This is a genomic window from Nocardia brasiliensis NBRC 14402, assembly GCF_000308475.2.
Taxonomy (GTDB): domain Bacteria; phylum Actinomycetota; class Actinomycetes; order Mycobacteriales; family Mycobacteriaceae; genus Nocardia; species Nocardia brasiliensis.
In genome coordinates this window covers 1-16698 of sequence record NZ_BAFT02000050.1, presented here as the reverse complement: position 1 = coordinate 16698, position 16698 = coordinate 1, and the positions used below count along the sequence as shown (strand labels likewise).

Sequence of the window (16698 nt, the reverse complement as noted above, 5' to 3'; positions counted from 1 at the left end):
CGGCCGTCGAGCCGGACGGCTATTGATGCGTTGCGCCGATTGGCCGCTGGGCCAGGGCGGTGTGATCGTTGGACTGGCGGGTCCGCGAGCGTTCAGCTGCCGTGCTGGGTGGTGCGGTTGTTCGCGGCAACCAGGGGACGGCGGAGAAAGTCGTCCCGCCTACCGAGCTGGGCGTCGTCGCGTCCTGAGCTGAGGGCTAGTTGGGGTGGGCGGTGAGGTCGTAGACGGCGATGGTGCCTATGTGGGTGGCGGGGAAGTGGTGGGAGACCCAGTCTGCGATTTCGGGTTTGCCGGTTACCTGCCAGGGGGGTCTGGGAGTGGCGGGGGGTTGGCTGCCGGTGCGCCAGGACGCCGGTAGTTGCATTTCCTGGACCAGGTAGTAGCTGAGACGGTGGTCGCGCACGTAGCCCTGGAACTGCTCGAGCGTCGGGACCGGGTCCGCTTCGGCGAACCCGCCGATGGCGATCACCGGTGTGCGACTGGCCAATTCGAGTGCGGCGGCGACGGATCCGCGATCCACCGCGGCCGACCAGGTAGTGGTCGAACTCGTCAGCAGCGAGACGATCTGCGGGTTGGTGAACGCGCCGCCGTCGGCGAAGTTCTGGGTCTGGCGCCGGATCAGTGCCGCGATCCCGGTCTCCACCGGTTTGGCGGGGCCGACGACGGGACTGCGACCCGTATGCGCCTGCGGCAGGGTCGCCGCCGCGTAGGCGGTCGAACCACCCAGTCCGGCAAGCACTCCGACGATCACGAGTACCGCCGTGCCGCGCGCCCGGGCCGTCTGCCATCCTGCGGTCGCCGGTATCGCGGTGCCGAGCAAGCCGAGCGCGGCCACTGCACTCGTCCCGGCGACGGTCCACCGCACCCACGGCAACCATTCGGAATTGCGTTGCAGCACAACGAAAGCCCAGCCGCCCATGACGACGACGAGGGCGGCCGTGCCGAGCCGGCCGAACATCTCGTCGCGCCGGCGCCACAGCTCGTGCACGCCGACGGCGACGATTCCGGCCGTGGCGGGGGCGAGGGCCAGCGTGTAGTACGAGTGCTCGATCGCGCCCATCACGCTGAACGCCCCGCCCATCGTGACCAGCCACAGCCCGAACGTGAGCGCCGCGCCGCGTACCGGATCGGTGCGCGGGCTGCCCCACCGGGACGCGATGACCAGCGCGAACGCCAGCAACGCGGCCGGAATCAGCCAGGAGATCTCGAAGCCGCTCTCACCCGCGAACAGCCGGCCCGCGCCGGGCGCGCCGAAATCGTTGAAGCTTTGCAGCAGCCCGGACGGCGCCTGATACCCGTCGGGCAGGGCGATACTGCCGCTCGGCGCGGTATCGCCGAGGAACCGGCCGAAGCCGTTGTAGCCGAGCACCGTGTTCATGAACGTGTTGTCCGTCGAGCCCGCCAGGTAGGGCCGCGAGGATGCGGGCCACAGCACGGTGAGCAGCACGTACCACCCCGCTGAGACGACCAGTGCGGCAGCACCACCGGCCAAGTGCCACAACCGGTTCCGCAGCGAGGTCGGCGCGACGATCAAATAGCTCACCGCGAGCGCAGGCGAGACCATGAGCCCTTCGAGCATCTTCGACAGGAACGCGAATCCCAGTGCGACACCGGCCAGCACGAGCCAGCGGCCGTGCGCGTGCGCGGCGGCCCGGATCGTGCAATAGGCAGCCGCCGTCATCAGCAGCACCATCACCGCGTCGGGGTGGTTGAACCGGAACATCATGGCCGCCACCGGAGTTGCCGCCAGGATCGCACCGGCGAGCAAGCCCGCGCCGCGGCTGCCGGTGGCCCGGGTGACCGCGCCGTAGAGCAGCGCGACCGCGCCCACCGCCATCAGCGCCTGCGGCACCAGCATGCTCGCGCTGCTGAAGCCGAAGAGCTGTCCGGACAGGCCCATGATCCACTGCGACACCGGTGGTTTGTCGACCGTGATGAAGTTGCCCGGGTCCAGCGACCCGAACAGCAGCGACTGCCAGTTCCGGGAGCCGGCCCAGGTGGCGCCGGCGTAGAAGTTGTTCGCCATACCGTTGACCGTGATGTGCCACAGGTAGGCGATCGCGGTGCCGAGCAGCAGCACGGCCAGTCCGAGTCGTTCGATCGGACGCGCCGGAGGCTGGTCCACCGGATCGGGGGAGGAGGCAACGGAACCGGTCGGTGCCGTCGCGATGAGGGTCGCCGCCATGGCCTCACGGTCGCACGGCGGTGTTCACCGGGAGTTGGACTGCGGGTTAACACCGCGTCGCAATTGTGTGGGCCGGGACACCGCGGTTTGCGGCGAATCTCGGTCTCCTTCCAGCGTCCGTCGCGCCATGCCTGGTCGGACAACAATTCTGCCCCAGAAGTGAACAGCGATTCTGGTTCCGGGTACCGTAGGTCAGAACGACGGGTCGGTGTGGTCCGGCCGCTGTGGTCACTAGGAGGTTGGTGTGGAGCGCACACTGTTCGAACCCGAGCACGAGCTGTTCCGGGAGTCGTTCCGCAAGTTTCTCGATCAGCACGTCGCACCGAACCACGCGCAGTGGGAAGAGCAGGGGATCGTCGACCGGTCGGTCTGGCTCGAAGCCGGCAAGCAGGGCTTCCTCGGCATGGCGATGCCCGAGGAGTACGGCGGCGGCGGGGTCAAGGACTTCCGCTACAACGCCATCGTCGCCGAGGAATCGGTGCGCGGTCAGTACTCCGGGCTCGGTTTCGCCCTGCACAACGACGTCATCGCGCCCTACCTGCTGGAACTGGCCAACGACGAGCAGAAGCAGCGCTGGCTGCCCGGCTTCTGCGCGGGCGAGATCATCACCGCGATCGCGATGACCGAGCCGGGCACCGGCTCGGACCTGCAGGGCATCAAGACCAGGGCGGTCCGCGACGGTGACGACTGGGTGCTCAACGGCGCCAAGACGTTCATCACCAACGGCATCAACTCCGATATCGTCATCGTGGTCGCGCAGACCGATCCCGACAAGGGCGCCATGGGCTTCAGCCTGCTGGTGGTGGAGCGCGACATGCCCGGCTTCGAGCGCGGCCGCAACCTGGACAAGCTCGGTCTCAAGGCGCAGGACACCGCCGAACTCAGCTTCACCGATGTCCGGGTGCCCGCCGCGAACCTGCTCGGGCAGGAGGGCGCGGGCTTCATCCACCTGATGCAGAACCTCCCGCAGGAGCGGCTGTCCATCGCCGTCATGGCGGCCGCCGCGATGGAATCCTGCCTGGACATGACCTGTCAGTACGTGCGCGACCGCAAGGCGTTCGGCAAGCCGATCGGCACCTTCCAGAACACCCGCTTCGTGCTCGCCGAGCTCGCCACCAAGACCACCGCGGTGCGCGTGCTGGTCGACCGCTTCATCGAAGACCTCAATGCCGGAAGGCTTTCCGTCGAGGACGCCGCGATGGCCAAGTGGTGGAGCACCGAGGAGCAGGTCGAGCTCATCGACCGCTGCCTGCAGTTGCACGGCGGCTACGGCTACATGAAGGAATACCCGATCGCCAAGGCGTACATGGACGCTCGCGTCCAGACCATCTACGGCGGCACTACCGAGATCATGAAGGAAATCATCGGTCGTTCCCTGAAACTGTCCTGACCCCAGGCTTTTTCAGACCGCTGGGAACGGACCGGGCGGCAGCTGCTGGCCGGTCCTGGGGTCGTACTTGACCTCGACCGCGACGATCTGGTCCGTCGGCATCACTTCGATCCACTCGTCGAACACCGCGAAGGGTTTGCTGCCCGCGGCCTCGAAACCGCCCTGCAGATGGTCGAATCCGGTTTCGTAGACCTTGTCGGTCGGCAGATAGCTGACCGTCGGGTCGGCCGGGTCCTTCACCTTTTGCAGCGAGGTCTGATATTTCTCGTTGATCCGGATCGCCAGATAGGCGATCGCGTCGCGGATGGTGAGCTCGGCGGCCGTGATGGTGTCGTAGCGCCGGCGCTGCGGGCTGCCCGCCGGCCACGCATACGCCTTCAGGCTGTCGAGCACCTGCTTCGCCGCGGCCGCACTGCCCGCTTGATACAGATCGTCGAGCCCGTCGGTGCCTTCGACCGCGTTGCGCTGCAACCAGTTCACTGCGGCGAGTTCCTTGCCGGGGCGCACCGGCACCACGGCCTTCACCCACGGCGCGTTGAGGAACGCGTTGCGGGAGTTGTCGCCGTCGAGCTGCAGCACCCAGCCCAGCGAGCTGCCGAGCCGCGCGGGCGTGGAATCCTCGGTGATGTAGTAGTTGTCGGGGCGATTGGCGTTGGCACCGCCCCAGGACACCGTCTGCTTCTTGTCGAAATCGGGGAAGGCTCCGTCCAATCCGATGTTCTGCGGCGACTGTTCGGCGACGGTCCAATTGAAGATCTTGCGCTGGCGCACCCGTGGAATCCACCACTCGGGGGCGACGAAGTACAGCATCGAGTCGGTGTCGAACATCGCCTGGATCAGTTCCGCTACCACGTGGCGCACCTGCGGCTTCTCCCCGTCGAGGCCCACCTCCTTGGTGAGCTGACGAATGAGGTTGCGGAACACCACGATTCGTTCTTCTTCACGCAGTTCGGCATACGGGCGGGGCGCGATGCTGCTGGCGGCCTTCACTCGATCTCGCGCCGCGGTGATGTAGGCCTCCTGGGCCAGGCGGGTCTTCTCCGCGTCCACCTCGGCGATCTTCGCCTCGTTCTTCGTCGCGATGTCTTTGATCAGCTTCTTCGACGGTCGCCAGATCGGCGTCACCTGCAGAGTGAATTTCGGATGCTCGTCGGTCTCCAAACCGCCTGGCGCCGTGGTCACTCCGACGATGATCGACGTGACGCTCTTCTCTTTGCCGCTCGCGCCGTCGTCGACCTCTTGGGAATCGCCGATCTGGTAGCCCCACGCCCAGTGCTCGCCCGAGGTCACCACCACCTCGGCCCGGTCGAACAGGTAGCCCGACCGCGGCGGTACCAGCTGGAGTTTGCCGCCGATGCCCACGAAACCGTACTTGCGATCTTCGAAGAACCACTCGATGTTCAGCGACACCGGCGCATCCTTCACCTCGGGCTCGGGTACCGGAATCAGTTGTGGCGGTTGCACTCGGCCGAGGTCCGGCGGTTCGGCGATGTGGACGAGTTTCGCGACGCCGAGTTCGGCGCCGGGGTCGTCGACATAGGTCTGCCAGCACAGCTGCGTGCCCAGATCCTGCAGCTGGACGCCGACTTGGCGCATCTTGCGGCGCAGCTCGTAGTTCACCAGCCGGTCGGTCGTGTTCTGCAGCACGTACCGCTTGCTGCTGGTGTCCGTGTTCTCGGTGACCACCCGCAGCGTCGACTTGAAGTTGCTCTTGATCTGACTGGATGCGGACTGCGTCTGTTGCCGGGTCTGCTTGTGCGTCTGCTCTTTTGCCTGCTTCAGCGACGTATCGAGCTCGAAGTTCAGGCTGGTGCTGCCCTGCGCGGTGAACACCGAACCGACGCCGCCGCTCGCCGACGCGGTCGCGCCGTAACCCAGTTTGGAGTTCTGCTGGTTCTCCTCGCGCACCGCGTCGGACAGTTCCTCCTGCGTCATGGTCGAGGTGTCGGTCTTCTGGATCTGCTCCAGGGCGATTTCGGTGAGCTTGTCCACCGTGGTCTTTCGCGTCGACACCTCGATCAACTCGACGGTGCCGCCGGGACTGAGCCAAACGTGCTGGACCGGGGTACCCAGGAACGACGCGAATTCGAAGAAGTACTGCCGGAAAAGGTGGACGGTGCCGATCGGCGACAGCGAGACCTGGCTCAGCCCGCCGTGTGTCGGGTCGAGGGTGTTCAGCGGATCGAGCAGGCCGCCGACGTCGGCCGGCGCGACTTTCTGATCGGGGTCGGCGAAGAACAACTGGCTCAGCGCGCCCACCTGATCCTGCTGATTCAACGCGTGCACCGAGCCGGCGACCACGGATTCGCGATTGAGCTTGCTGAGCAGCAGCGCGTCATCGACGGCCGCGTCGGCGGGTGTCACCTGGTCGAGTGCGCGCACCGCGGTCAGATGCGCGGTGGTCACTCGCTTCGTCGCGATGTCGAGAGTCTTCTGCAGCTGCTCCGGTGTGAACAACGGGCGCCATTTGGCGATCTCGTTGCGGCCGTACGGCTTCAGCTGTTCGCGCAGGACGCTCGCGAAGACACTGTCCAGGGCGTCGGCGGCATTGGTCGCGGTGGCCGGTGCCGTTGCGCCCAAGCTCACTATCAGCGGGTTCGCCAGGGCGGCAGGGTCATCCGGACCGTCGCCGCTCACATGAGGTCCGGGATCCGGCCGGACCACCGGCACGATGCCCGCGGACGCTTGGATCAGTGCGCCCTCACCCACCGAACTCAGTGCGGCCTGGAATCGGCGTTGCAGCCGTTTCGACTTCCACCCGAGCAGTGGCTGATACACGCCGTACAGCTGCGAGTTGTACGGCAACGTTCCTTCGAATTGCTTGAAGTCGACCTTCATGTGACCCTCCCGAGTAGATATCTGTGTGTCATAAGGTGTTTCACCGTCGGCTCGCTTACGTGCCGAGAATGTCCTCCAGCCAACTGCGCACCCGCGGTGTCGGTGGTGCGGGCGCCGGGTTGGTCACGATCTCCAAATGCCCACCGTCGACGGACCATTCGTGCCAGAACAGGAATTGGCGTCCCCCGGCCACCGTGCCGAAGCGTTTGCTCTTTTCCAGACCCTTGCCATGCCAGCTCGACAGCAGGTCGAACAGCAGCGGATTGCCGGTCGCGGTCGGTGGATAGGTCCAGTAGTCGTCCCATTCGGCATCACCGGGCAGGTAGCTGACATCGGCCCTCGTGGCGTCGATCTGACTCTTGCGATGCAGATACGCAGCCTTGTTCGCCCACATGTTCGGTGTGGTGAGCATGAAGACCTTGAACGGTTTCGACTGCTTTCCACGCAGCTCGTTCGCGGCTTTCAGCGCCGGGATGACATGCGGCACAAGGTTTCCCTGGGGGCCGTCCGGCGGTGTGGCGTCGCAACTGATCACCCGGTCGATCGTCGCGGCGTTCGCGCGCAGGCATCCGGCCATCGGGATGTTCGCGCCGCTGTTGGCCAGTAGCCAGGTCTGCCGTTTGCGTGCCGGGGTCGCCGTGTCTTTCGTGTGCACGGCGCCGCGCATCCACAGCAGCTGCCACATGCTACGCAGGATCGGATCGAGCGTGTCGCGCTTCTGTAACGCCGAGTACCCGCCCTGCGGGAAGCCGCCGAAACCGTCGAACGACAACGGCAGTACCGCGATGTCCTCCGCCGGTGCGTGCTGCAGTGCTGACTCCACACCGACCGGACGGAAAGCCCACCTGATATCCGATGTCATCAAGTCCATCGGGTCGGCCGGGTCGATCTTCGGCGTGGTCGCGCGGGGCAGGAAGCGCATACCTGTCAGTTCCGGCCATAGCGGGCGCCCGCTGGTTTTCGAGCGGGCCATTTCGGCGGCGACCACCGCCGGCGGTTGCGGTGTCAACAGCCAGCGCGCGAGATGGAACATCGTCGACCCGCCACGGTTCTGATTCGGATCTCCGTGTTTCGGGTTGAGGAACCCGCTCTTGTCCGCGGCGTAGAAGAACGAATTGAATCCGGCGGGCGCTCGGAAGAAAACGATATCGGCTCCCGGTCGCGGAGTTTTGTCCGCCGCTTTCGCACCGATGCTGCCGGACGCGTTGCCGTCGGCGGCCTTGTCGGAGACCGAGACGAACCACAGCATCGGCGCCGTGCCGCTCGTCCATGCCAATACCCGCAGTCGGCCGGGACGCCCGCCGAACGAGGGGTTCAGGTACCACCCGAAGACGTCCTTGTCCGCCCACGTCGCCCACCACAGCTCGGTGACATCGAGGAATTCGCAATTGATCGTCACCGTCCCGGGAGCCACCGCCACCAGGGGACTTGCCCCGAGAAACGACCGCCGTGCCGTCGGGACCACGGTCGGTGTGTGCGGGAATCCGCCGGAACTTGGCTGCACCTCGATCTGCGCGAAAGAATATTGATGCGGTGAGAGCGCGCCACCGGTCGCGACGGTGAACAGTTGACGAAAGGCAAGACAGGTCGAGGTGGTGCCGCCTATCGTCACCCGCAATTCGAAATCGAGACGAATCTGCTTGGCGGTGCCGGGAATTGTCACGGTGGCTTTCGATGCCCCCGCCACCGATATCACCGGCAGTGGTGTCAGCGTGGCCGTATCCCATTGCGCGGACTGCGCGGCATCGACGACGCTCACCGCGACGGGTAACGGCGCGTCGGCGAGCAGGAAGCTGCGCTGTGCGCGCAGATCTGAATGCTGCCTGCGCACCTGCTCGCTGTGCGCACCCCAATCGACGGTAATGCTGAAATCCGCCATTGCTGTCCCCGCTTTCGGCCCGCGCAGTGTCGGATCACATCGTGGTGGCGGGCGAACGCGGCTGTACAGCAAATGGTCCGTCCACCGAACCCGGCGCCGCGACGCACTCTCCCGTGGTCTCGGGAGGGACTTGTTCGGGTCGTCGGTCCTCGGGGGCCGTGACTTTGGGCTCTGGCCGGTGGCGGGGCCGCGGTGGTGGCATGGGGCGGCTGAGAGTGCCGGACAAGAGGGAAGCGGGGCCATGTCATGACAGTTTCCGAGCTCGGGTACGCGGGACCTGGCACGACGTCGCTGCTGGTGACGACCTGCGGTGCGGTGACCGAGGGGCAGCTCGCACAGGCGCGGCGGACGATCGGCTGGGTGCTGCGACGGCACCGGGCCGAGGATGTCGCGCGGGTCCGGATCGGCGCGGGTCCGAACCCGGAGGGCCCGTTGGTGATCCAGGTCAATCTCGATTTCGGGGAGTTGCCGGTGCGTGCGCAGGCGATCGGACCCGGTGGCTTCGCGGCGATGTTCGTGGCCGAGCGGCTGGACCGGATACTCGACGGGGTGCGCGCGGGCGCGCTCCGCCCGCGCTGGCCCGATCCGCGGCGCCCGCTGCTGGCCCGCAGCACCGCGCTCGCGCCGGTGGTCCGCCGCAAACGCTGTGCGTTGTCGCGTTCGACGGTGGCCGAGGCCACCACGGTGCTCGCCACCATGGACTACGACGCCCACCTGTTCGTCGACGCGGAGACCGGGATGGACGCGGTGGTGTACCGCGCCGGACCGCGCGGTGTGCGGCTGGCCAGGCAGCATCGGCTCGGCCTGCCTGCCGGTGCGGCACCGTCCACGCTCACCGTGAATCCCTATCCGACACTGCATCTCAGCGAGCAAGAGGCCGCAGAGCGGTTGTGCCGCTACGGCTTGCCGTTCGTGTTCAGCACCGAGCCGGTCGGTGGCCGAGGACGGCTGCTCTATCGCCGCTACGACGGCGACCTCACCTCGGTCACATCATCCGAAATCGAAAGGTAGGCATTGAGCGTGCCGCGTGAGCTGACCCAACGCGAGATATTGACCGAGCTCGAACCGATCGCCGAAGACTGTGTGCACCGGCATCTTTCGATGACCAAGGACTGGCACCCGCACGACTACATACCCTGGGACGAGGGCCGCAATTTCGCCATGCTGGGCGGAACCGATTGGCACGCCGAACAATCGAAGCTCAGCGAGGTCGCCAAGGCCGCGATGATCACCAACCTGCTCACCGAGGACAACCTGCCCTCCTACCACCGCGAGATCGCCGAGAACTTCTCCCGGGACGGCGCGTGGGGCACCTGGGTCGGCCGTTGGACCGCGGAGGAGATGCGCCACAGCACGGTCATCCGCGATTACCTCGTGGTGACTCGCGGCGTGGATCCGGTCGCGTTGGAACACGCCCGGATGATCCACATGACCAACGGCTTCGCGTCCGGCGCCACCGCCGCCGACGTGGAAAGCGGTGCGGGCTTTCTGCATTCGGTCGCGTACGTGAGTTTCCAGGAACTGGCCACCCGGGTGACGCACCGCAACACCAGCCGGGTGTGCGGCGATCCGATCGCGGACAAGATGTTGCAGCGCATCGCCGCCGACGAGAACCTGCACATGATCTTCTATCGGACGATCTGCGGCAACGCGCTCGATCTCATTCCGGATCAGGCGATCGAAGCCATCGATGCGATCGTGCGGAACTTTCAGATGCCCGGTGCCGGCATGCCGAACTTCCGGCGCAACGGTGTGCTGATGGCCAAGCACGGCGTCTACGATCTGCGGCAGCATTTCGAGGAGGTGCTGACCCCGGTGCTGCGGCAGTGGAACATCTTCGGCCGCACCGACTTCACCGCGCGCGGCGACGAGATCCGAGACCGTCTCGGGGCCTACCTCGACGATCTGGAGCAGGTGAAGATCCCCAGGTTCGAGGAGCAGCGCGATCGTTCGCTCGCCCGTGCACGAGCGCGCCTCTGAATCTCGGTTACCTCCCCGCGCCGAGCGGTAGGCCGAGCATCGCGGCCAGGGCGGCGCCGACGCTGCTGCCCAGGGTGCCGATCGCGGCCGGGTCGAGCAACGTCGACGGCATGGTCCGGATATCGCAACCGGGTTGTGCGGGTTGCCCTTCGGCGCGGCGGACGAGCCAGTTGAACGCGTCGGGCGCGCCAAGCACCGCGAAGTTGACGTGCGGGCTCACCAACGGCGGGAACTGATCACGCCGGTACGTGACCGAAGTGCCTGCGGCGCAGTAGGACTCGGCGAGGCCGTCGGCTCCGGCGGCGGTACTCACCTCGTCGTTGACGCTGTTGTAGAGGTAGACGGGCGCGCTCGGGGCCCGGCGGCCCAGGGTGCGTTCCTCGATGGCGGTGCGGATGACCGGGTCCTGGAGCAGTTCGTCGAGGCTCACACTCAGGTACCGGGTGACATCCGGCAGCGAGAAGTGGCGAAGCAGTTCGTGCAGTGTGGTGTTGAGCGCGGTCTGCGAGGTGCAGCGGCCGGGCACATCGGCGACGAGCGCCTGTCCTTCGGGGGACATGTATCGGTCGATGGCGGCGGCGAATTCGGGTGAGTCCTTGGCGATCGCCGCCACCGCGATCGGAATGAGCCCACCGAGCAGGCCGCCGTTCACCGCCTTCAATCCGCCGAACAGGTCGGCGACCGGAGCGCCGACGGCGGCCCCGACGATGTTCAATTCCGGTGCGTACTCGGGCTGCATCTCCGCGGTCCACGCGGTGGCGATGCCGCCACCGGAGTAGCCCCACAGCGTCACGGGGGTGCGTGTTCCGTCCAGGCCCAGCGGGTCGAACTGTTCGGCGGCCCGGATGCCGTCGAGCACAACGTAACCCGGTTCGCGCGGTGTGGCGAAGCGATGCTGGGTGCCGCCCTGATCCGGGATCGCCACCGCCCACCCGCGGGCAAGACCGCTGGCCGCCAACAGGATTTCGGCAGCTCCGGCTCCTGCGGTGAGCGGACCCGCGGGATTGCCGAAATCTATCGGCGAGCCCTGTTGCAGCGAATACGAGGCACTGCACATCCCCGCGATCGCGTCCACCGCGGTCTGGTACGACAGCAGCGGCCGCGGTCTGGCGGGACCTTCGGGGACCATCACCGTGGTCACCGATGTATACGGCTGATTGTTGAAGTCTGTTGTGCGGTAGAGCAATTGCCACGCCTGGACCCGGACGGGGAACAGGTTGAGCGCGGCGATCGTCACCGGACGCGACCGCAGGATCGTGCCCGGCTCGGCCTGTTCGAAGCCGGGCGGCGCGGCGTAGAACGGATCGTTCTCGGGTAGCGGCGGGCCCGCGTTCGCGGCCGGAGCCGATACTCCGGCGGCGGTCAGCAAGCCGAAGATCAGCGCGAGAATCATGCCGGACACGGCATCGACCAAGCCGCGGCGGCGGACCCAGGAGGAGCGGCGCGCGGCGACCGTGGCGAAACTGACCGACGCCACGATCGCGTCGCTGGCCGAATTCGGCTATCACCGCACCAAGGTGCAGGACGTGTGCAAGGCCGCCGGCATGTCGGTCGGTGCGATGTTCCGGCAGTTCGACGGGCGCTTCGACCTGATCGTCGCCGCCGCGCGCGAGATCGTCGGCCGCCAGCTCGCCACCTTCCAGACCCTGCTCGCCGGTGTCGAGGACGACGACGAAGCGCTCGGCGTGGCCCTGCGCTATCTCCAGCAGGCTCAATCCTCGAACCTCACGCACGCGCTGCGCGAGGTGATCGTCGCCGCGCGCTCCGACCCGGAACTGCATGCCCGGATCGCGCCCGCCCTCGCGGACTTCTACACCCAGATCTTCACTGCCGCAGAACAATCCGGCGCACTGCGCCGCTTTCCCGTGGCACTGCGCGAGCCACTGTTCTTCGCGATGCTGCACACTTTCTCGGGTCAGGCGGTCATCCGCCCGGTCTACTCGCCGCCCGGCCTGGACGCGGCCGTGCTCGGGGTCGTCAATGACATGGTCCTCGCCTACGCCGCCAGTCTGGAGACCCAACACGCCAGGTGAGCCGCGCCGTTGTCGGCGGCGAACAGTGCAAATGCACAACGCCCGCGCCGGACCGTCGGCGTTATGCCGATAGCGCATTGCTGTCCGGAGCTGTGAGCATGATCCTGTCGACGCGTGAGTGTGACGTCGGCGATAGGTAGGCAATGGTGCTGGAGGGCAAGTGGACAGGTCTAGGTGGCGGCGGCTCGTCGTAGTGACGGTGTCGGCGGTCATGGCGATGAGTGGCGCCGGGATGGCGTCGGCGGAGCCTGGTTTCCCCACGTTTCCGCCGGATCAGAACCAGCTGCCGCAGCTGCCGACCGAACCGCAGCTCTATGACCTGCTGCCGATCCCGACGCCGAGCGAGGATCCCTGGTACGACGACCCGCCGAACCTGGAGTCCTACGCACCCGGTGCGATCGTCCGTTCGCGCGAGGTGCAGACCCGTCTGCTCGGCCTCCCGTTCCCGGTGTACACCAAGCAGCTGCTGTACCGGTCGAACGATGTGCACGACAACCCGATCGTGACCGCGACGACGGTCATCGTGCCGGGCATCCCGTGGCAGGGCAGCGCCCGCCCGGTGCTGTCGTTCCAGGAGGCGATCGACTCCACCAGTTCCACCTGCAATCCGTCCTACACCCTGCAGACCGGAACCATGAAGGAATCCGCGCTCGCGGTGTACTGGTTGCTGCAGGGTTTCGCGATCAACGTGCCCGACTTCGACGGCAAATTCAACACGTTCAACACCTACGCCGAGGGCAAGATGGTGCTGGACAGCCTGCGGGCGGTGAAGAACGACAGCGGGCTCGGCCTCGCCGATTCGGGGATCGCGCTGTACGGCTACTCCGGCGGTGGTTCCGGTTCCATCCGGGCCGCCGAACTGCGCGCCACCTACGCACCCGACGTGCGGATCCTCGGCACCACCATCGGCGGTACGCCCGGTGACCTGGTCGCCGAAGCGGCCTATGCGACGCGCGAGCAGCCCGGACTGACCGGCACCAGTAACTTCACGATGTGGCTCGGACTGGCCGGCCTGGCGCGCGAATACCCGGACGTTTTCAAGGTCGACGAACTGCTCACCACCGAAGGGCAGCAATTGCTCCGGGATTTCCAGAGCCGCTGCTACGCGACCATCGCGTTGTCCGGTGTCTACCGGCCGATCAGCGCCTACTACCAGCCCGGCAAGTCGCTGGAATCCTCGCCCGAGATCATCAAGGTGCTCCAGGACAACAGCCTCGGCAAGTACATCCCCGACACCCCGGTGCTGTGGTGGCACGGACTCTGGGACGAGCTGATCCCGCCCTCGGTGGTGATCCCGACGGTGAACTCGTACTGGGAACGCGGCGCCGATCTGCGCTTCTACACGGTGCCGGTGCCCGAGCACATCACCAACGCGGTGACCGGGTGGCCGCCTGCGGTGGCGTGGACCAGCGCAGTGCTGCGCGGCCTGCCGCCGGGCCCCAAGTTCAAGGCGGACTTCCAGCCGCTGCCTCCTGGTTTCCCCGGTAGCTGAAATATCGCCCGGCGGCAGCGGCAGATGCTGCCGGGCGGTCCGACCGCGTATCGTCCGAGGGAGTTGTGACGAGTAGCTAGGAAGTTCGATGACGCACTTCTCCCTGGCCGCCGCCGTGACCGGCGACGGTGACCGCTGGCCGACGATGATCGCGCAGTTGCGCATGCGGGCCGCCACACTGGCCAGCGACTTCCGGGTTGCTGCCGCGCCCTACGCGCAGCTGCCGCAGTCGATGTTCGACGCCGATTTCGTGCCGAGCGCCGAACTCAATGTCGAACTGTTCTTCCGCTACGCCGCCGACGGCGTGGAACCGTCGGAGCAGGACACCGGCCCGCTCGTCGAACGGGCTGTGCGGCTCGTGCGCGACGGGATGCCGCTGGACGAGGTGCTCACCAACTACCGCGTCGGCGTCTCCTTCTTCTGGGCGCAGCTGATGCCCGCGCTGAGTGCCGAGGATCATCCGCTCGTCCCGGAACTGGGCTTGCGGTTGACCACCTACGCGGGACTGGTGATGTCCCGTATCGCGATCGCGCTGGTGGAGGACGCGCGTCAGCCGCGATGGGATCTGTTGGAGCAGAACGAGATCGCCGCCGCGCTGCTCGCGGGACGGGACCCGGGGGAGTGGGCGCGCGAGCTCGAGGACCCGCTCGCGGACGCGTTCCTGGTCGCGGCCGTCCGGCAGGGCGAGATCACCCCCGGACGGCTGACCGATCTGCGCTATCGCATCGGCAAGGTGCCCGGCGCGTTCCTGCACCGCGACAGCGGCGGCTGGACCGCGCTGATCCCGCTCGACGATCACGCCGACCCGGTCGGTGCGCTCACCAGCCGGCTCGGCTTGCGCGCCGACCAGCCGCATCCCGGCTTCTGGATCGGCGTCGCCCCCGCCGCCACGCATGCCGCCATCCCGGCCGCGTACGCCGAGGCCAGGATCGTCGCGGATACCGCGCGCTGTCTCGATCGGCCCGACGTGGCCTGCCGGCGCCAGGACATGATGTTCGAGTACGCGATCTCCACCACTGGGGCCGCGCTGCCGAATCTGGCCGCCGCGCTCGAACCGCTCGACGAGCACCCGCTGCTCATTCGCACGCTCGACGAATACATCGCCAATCAGTTCAACCACAATGCGATGGCCCGCGCCCTCTATATCCACCGCAACACCGTCACCTACCGTCTGTCCCGCATAGCCGACCTCACCGGCTACGACCCCCAGGACCCCGCGGGCATTTCCACCCTCATGGCCGCCCGGGTGGCCCGCCGGCTCCTTTCGAAATCCTTCCGGCCCTGACCTTCTCGGAAGGCTGCTTTAAGTAGTTCTAACAGCAGTTTTCAGATCGGCTCGAAGTGCCGAAAGTTGTCGGGACATCACCGGCGAGCGTTGGTAAGAATGCTGTCCATGACACGGACTGCCACGCGCGAATTGGTTATTCGGCAGGACGATTCGGGGCCGCGGGTATTGCTTGCGCAATTCCGGCCCGATGTCGAGGGATTGCGGGCGATAGCGGTACTCGCCGTGGTCGCGTTCCACGCGGGTCTGGGTGGTATCGACGGCGGATTCGCGGGTGTGGACGTCTTTTTCGTCATTTCCGGATTTCTCATCACCGGCATGCTGTGGCGGCAGCTGTCGGGCACCGGCACCATCGCTCTGGCCCGGTTCTACGGCGGCCGGGCTCGGCGGCTGTTGCCCGCCGCGGGCGTCGTGCTGCTCGTGACCGCGATCGCCGCGGTCTCGTCGCTGCCGCCCTTGCAGGCCTGCGCGGTGCTCGGCGACGCGATCGCGAGCGCGTTGTACGTGGGCAACGTGCGACTGGCGGTGCACGGCACCGACTATCTGGCCGCCGACACACCACCGTCGCCGTTCCAGCACTACTGGTCGCTGGGTGTGGAGGAACAGTTCTATCTGCTGTGGCCCGTGCTGCTCGTCGGTCTTGCCTGGTGCGTGTCGCGCCGGCGCGTGGCGGGCGGTTCGCCGATGCCCTACTCGATCGCGCTCGCCCTGATCGCCGCGGTGTCGTTCGTGACCGCGCTGCACTGGACCCGCACGCTCCCGCCCTGGGCCTTCTTCACGCTGCCCGCCCGAGCCTGGGAACTGGCCGTCGGTGGTCTGGTGGCGCTCTCGGTCCCGCTGTGGCGGCGATTGCCGCCGCTGGTTGCCGCCGCCGCGGGATGGACCGGCCTCGGCTCGATCGTCCTCGCCTGTCTCCGCCTCGACGAGCACACGCCCTATCCCGGAACTGCCGCGCTCCTACCGGTTTTCGGCACCGCGGCGATCATCGCCGCGGGCTGTGCCGCACCGGGCCGAGGCGTCGGCGGTGTGCTGTCCACCGCGCCGTTACGGGCGATCGGCAGGCTGTCCTACTCGTGGTATCTCTGGCACTGGCCGGTCTTGCAGCTGGCGCCCCGGCTGCTCGGGCACGGTCTCGGCACGGTCGGCGTGCTGGGCGCGGTCGCGGTGTCCGCGGGCCTGGCCATGCTGACGCTGTGGCTGGTCGAGGATCCCGTGCGGTTCGCGGCGCCGCTGCGGCGCTCGGCCGAGTTCAGTCTGGTCTGCGGCGGTGTCGTCACCGCGGCCGTGGTCTGTGTGGTGGTGGCGTTGCTGGCGGTCGTGCCCGCGCCGGTCGGGCGTGGTGCGGCCGCGCAGGCCCTCGCGGTGACGACGGCGCCGGCCCCGCCGACCGGCGCGATCGACCCGCACGAGGTGACCGTGCGGCAGCTGAGCGCGCAGGTGCAGGCGGCGATCGCGGCGTCGGCCGAGTTGCGTGCCGTCCCAGCGAATCTCGATCCGTCGCTCGCTGAGGCCCCCGGCGACAAGGCTGCGGTGTTCGGCAACGGTTGCGTCCGTTCCTGGCTCGACGTCGGTCAACCCGAATGCGTTGCGGGCGAATCGGGTTCGGCGACGACGGT

General features: G+C 67.2%; 11 protein-coding genes. 7 read left to right on the top strand and 4 right to left on the bottom strand.

Annotation, left to right across the window (positions count from 1 at the left end):
- Positions 1 to 196: 196 nt before the first annotated feature.
- The gene (locus TY25_RS15540) at positions 197 to 2185 is read right to left on the bottom strand and encodes a glycosyltransferase family 39 protein (protein WP_042256891.1); all 1989 of its coding nucleotides are present in this window, start codon (positions 2183 to 2185) and stop codon (positions 197 to 199) included.
- A 244-nt stretch (positions 2186 to 2429) separates the two neighbouring features.
- On the opposite strand from TY25_RS15540, the gene TY25_RS15535 reads away from it, so the two are divergent.
- Entirely contained in the window at positions 2430 to 3575 is a 1146-nt protein-coding gene (locus tag TY25_RS15535; RefSeq protein ID WP_029900652.1) for an acyl-CoA dehydrogenase family protein, read from the top strand.
- A gap of 12 nt (positions 3576 to 3587) precedes the next feature.
- Here TY25_RS15535 and TY25_RS15530 read toward each other — a convergent pair whose 3' ends face one another.
- Entirely contained in the window at positions 3588 to 6413 is a 2826-nt protein-coding gene (locus TY25_RS15530) for a hypothetical protein (RefSeq protein WP_042256889.1), read from the bottom strand.
- A 55-nt stretch (positions 6414 to 6468) separates the two neighbouring features.
- On the bottom strand, positions 6469 to 8292 hold the full coding sequence (locus TY25_RS15525) for a hypothetical protein (protein WP_042256888.1): 1824 nt from the start codon (positions 8290 to 8292) through the stop codon (positions 6469 to 6471).
- A 246-nt stretch (positions 8293 to 8538) separates the two neighbouring features.
- Between TY25_RS15525 and TY25_RS15520 the strand changes: the two genes are divergently transcribed.
- Both TY25_RS15520 and TY25_RS15515 read left to right on the top strand, forming a co-directional pair.
- Entirely contained in the window at positions 8539 to 9303 is a 765-nt protein-coding gene (locus tag TY25_RS15520; protein ID WP_052382991.1) for a sigma 54 modulation/S30EA ribosomal C-terminal domain-containing protein, read from the top strand.
- 9 nt (positions 9304 to 9312) lie between these two features.
- Positions 9313 to 10272, top strand: coding sequence for an acyl-ACP desaturase (locus TY25_RS15515; protein WP_042256886.1), 960 nt, complete (start codon positions 9313 to 9315; stop codon positions 10270 to 10272).
- A 7-nt stretch (positions 10273 to 10279) separates the two neighbouring features.
- Here TY25_RS15515 and TY25_RS15510 read toward each other — a convergent pair whose 3' ends face one another.
- A complete protein-coding gene (locus TY25_RS15510; RefSeq protein WP_042256928.1) occupies positions 10280 to 11665 on the bottom strand; it encodes a lipase family protein in 1386 nt (461 codons plus the stop codon).
- Between TY25_RS15510 and TY25_RS15505 the strand changes: the two genes are divergently transcribed.
- From TY25_RS15505 to TY25_RS15490, 4 genes are all read left to right on the top strand, one after another.
- Positions 11664 to 12305: a TetR/AcrR family transcriptional regulator gene (locus tag TY25_RS15505; protein WP_042256884.1), complete on the top strand. Its 642-nt coding sequence runs from the start codon at positions 11664 to 11666 to the stop codon at positions 12303 to 12305. The genes TY25_RS15510 and TY25_RS15505 overlap by 2 nt on opposite strands.
- Before the next feature lie 211 nt (positions 12306 to 12516).
- Positions 12517 to 13797 carry a lipase family protein gene (locus TY25_RS15500; protein WP_042256927.1) on the top strand — a complete coding sequence of 427 codons (1281 nt, stop codon included), beginning with the start codon at positions 12517 to 12519 and terminating at the stop codon, positions 13795 to 13797.
- Between the two features lie 88 nt (positions 13798 to 13885).
- Positions 13886 to 15082: a helix-turn-helix domain-containing protein gene (locus TY25_RS15495; protein ID WP_042256882.1), complete on the top strand. Its 1197-nt coding sequence runs from the start codon at positions 13886 to 13888 to the stop codon at positions 15080 to 15082.
- A 108-nt stretch (positions 15083 to 15190) separates the two neighbouring features.
- Positions 15191 to 16698: acyltransferase family protein (locus TY25_RS15490; protein WP_042256926.1), on the top strand; the 1508-nt coding region annotated here is incomplete at its 3' end.

Excerpts from the sequence above, each read along its gene's own strand:
- TY25_RS15505 (WP_042256884.1), top strand. The coding sequence starts at position 11,664 with ATGCCGGACACGGCATCGACCAAGCCGCGGCGGCGGACCCAGGAGGAG.
- TY25_RS15520 (WP_052382991.1), top strand. The coding sequence starts at position 8,539 with ATGACAGTTTCCGAGCTCGGGTACGCGGGACCTGGCACGACGTCGCTG.
- TY25_RS15540 (WP_042256891.1), bottom strand. The coding sequence starts at position 2,185 with ATGGCGGCGACCCTCATCGCGACGGCACCGACCGGTTCCGTTGCCTCC.
- TY25_RS15530 (WP_042256889.1), bottom strand. The coding sequence starts at position 6,413 with ATGAAGGTCGACTTCAAGCAATTCGAAGGAACGTTGCCGTACAACTCG.
- TY25_RS15525 (WP_042256888.1), bottom strand. The coding sequence starts at position 8,292 with ATGGCGGATTTCAGCATTACCGTCGATTGGGGTGCGCACAGCGAGCAG.
- TY25_RS15495 (WP_042256882.1), top strand. The coding sequence starts at position 13,886 with ATGACGCACTTCTCCCTGGCCGCCGCCGTGACCGGCGACGGTGACCGC.
- TY25_RS15500 (WP_042256927.1), top strand. The coding sequence starts at position 12,517 with ATGGCGATGAGTGGCGCCGGGATGGCGTCGGCGGAGCCTGGTTTCCCC.
- TY25_RS15510 (WP_042256928.1), bottom strand. The coding sequence starts at position 11,665 with ATGATTCTCGCGCTGATCTTCGGCTTGCTGACCGCCGCCGGAGTATCG.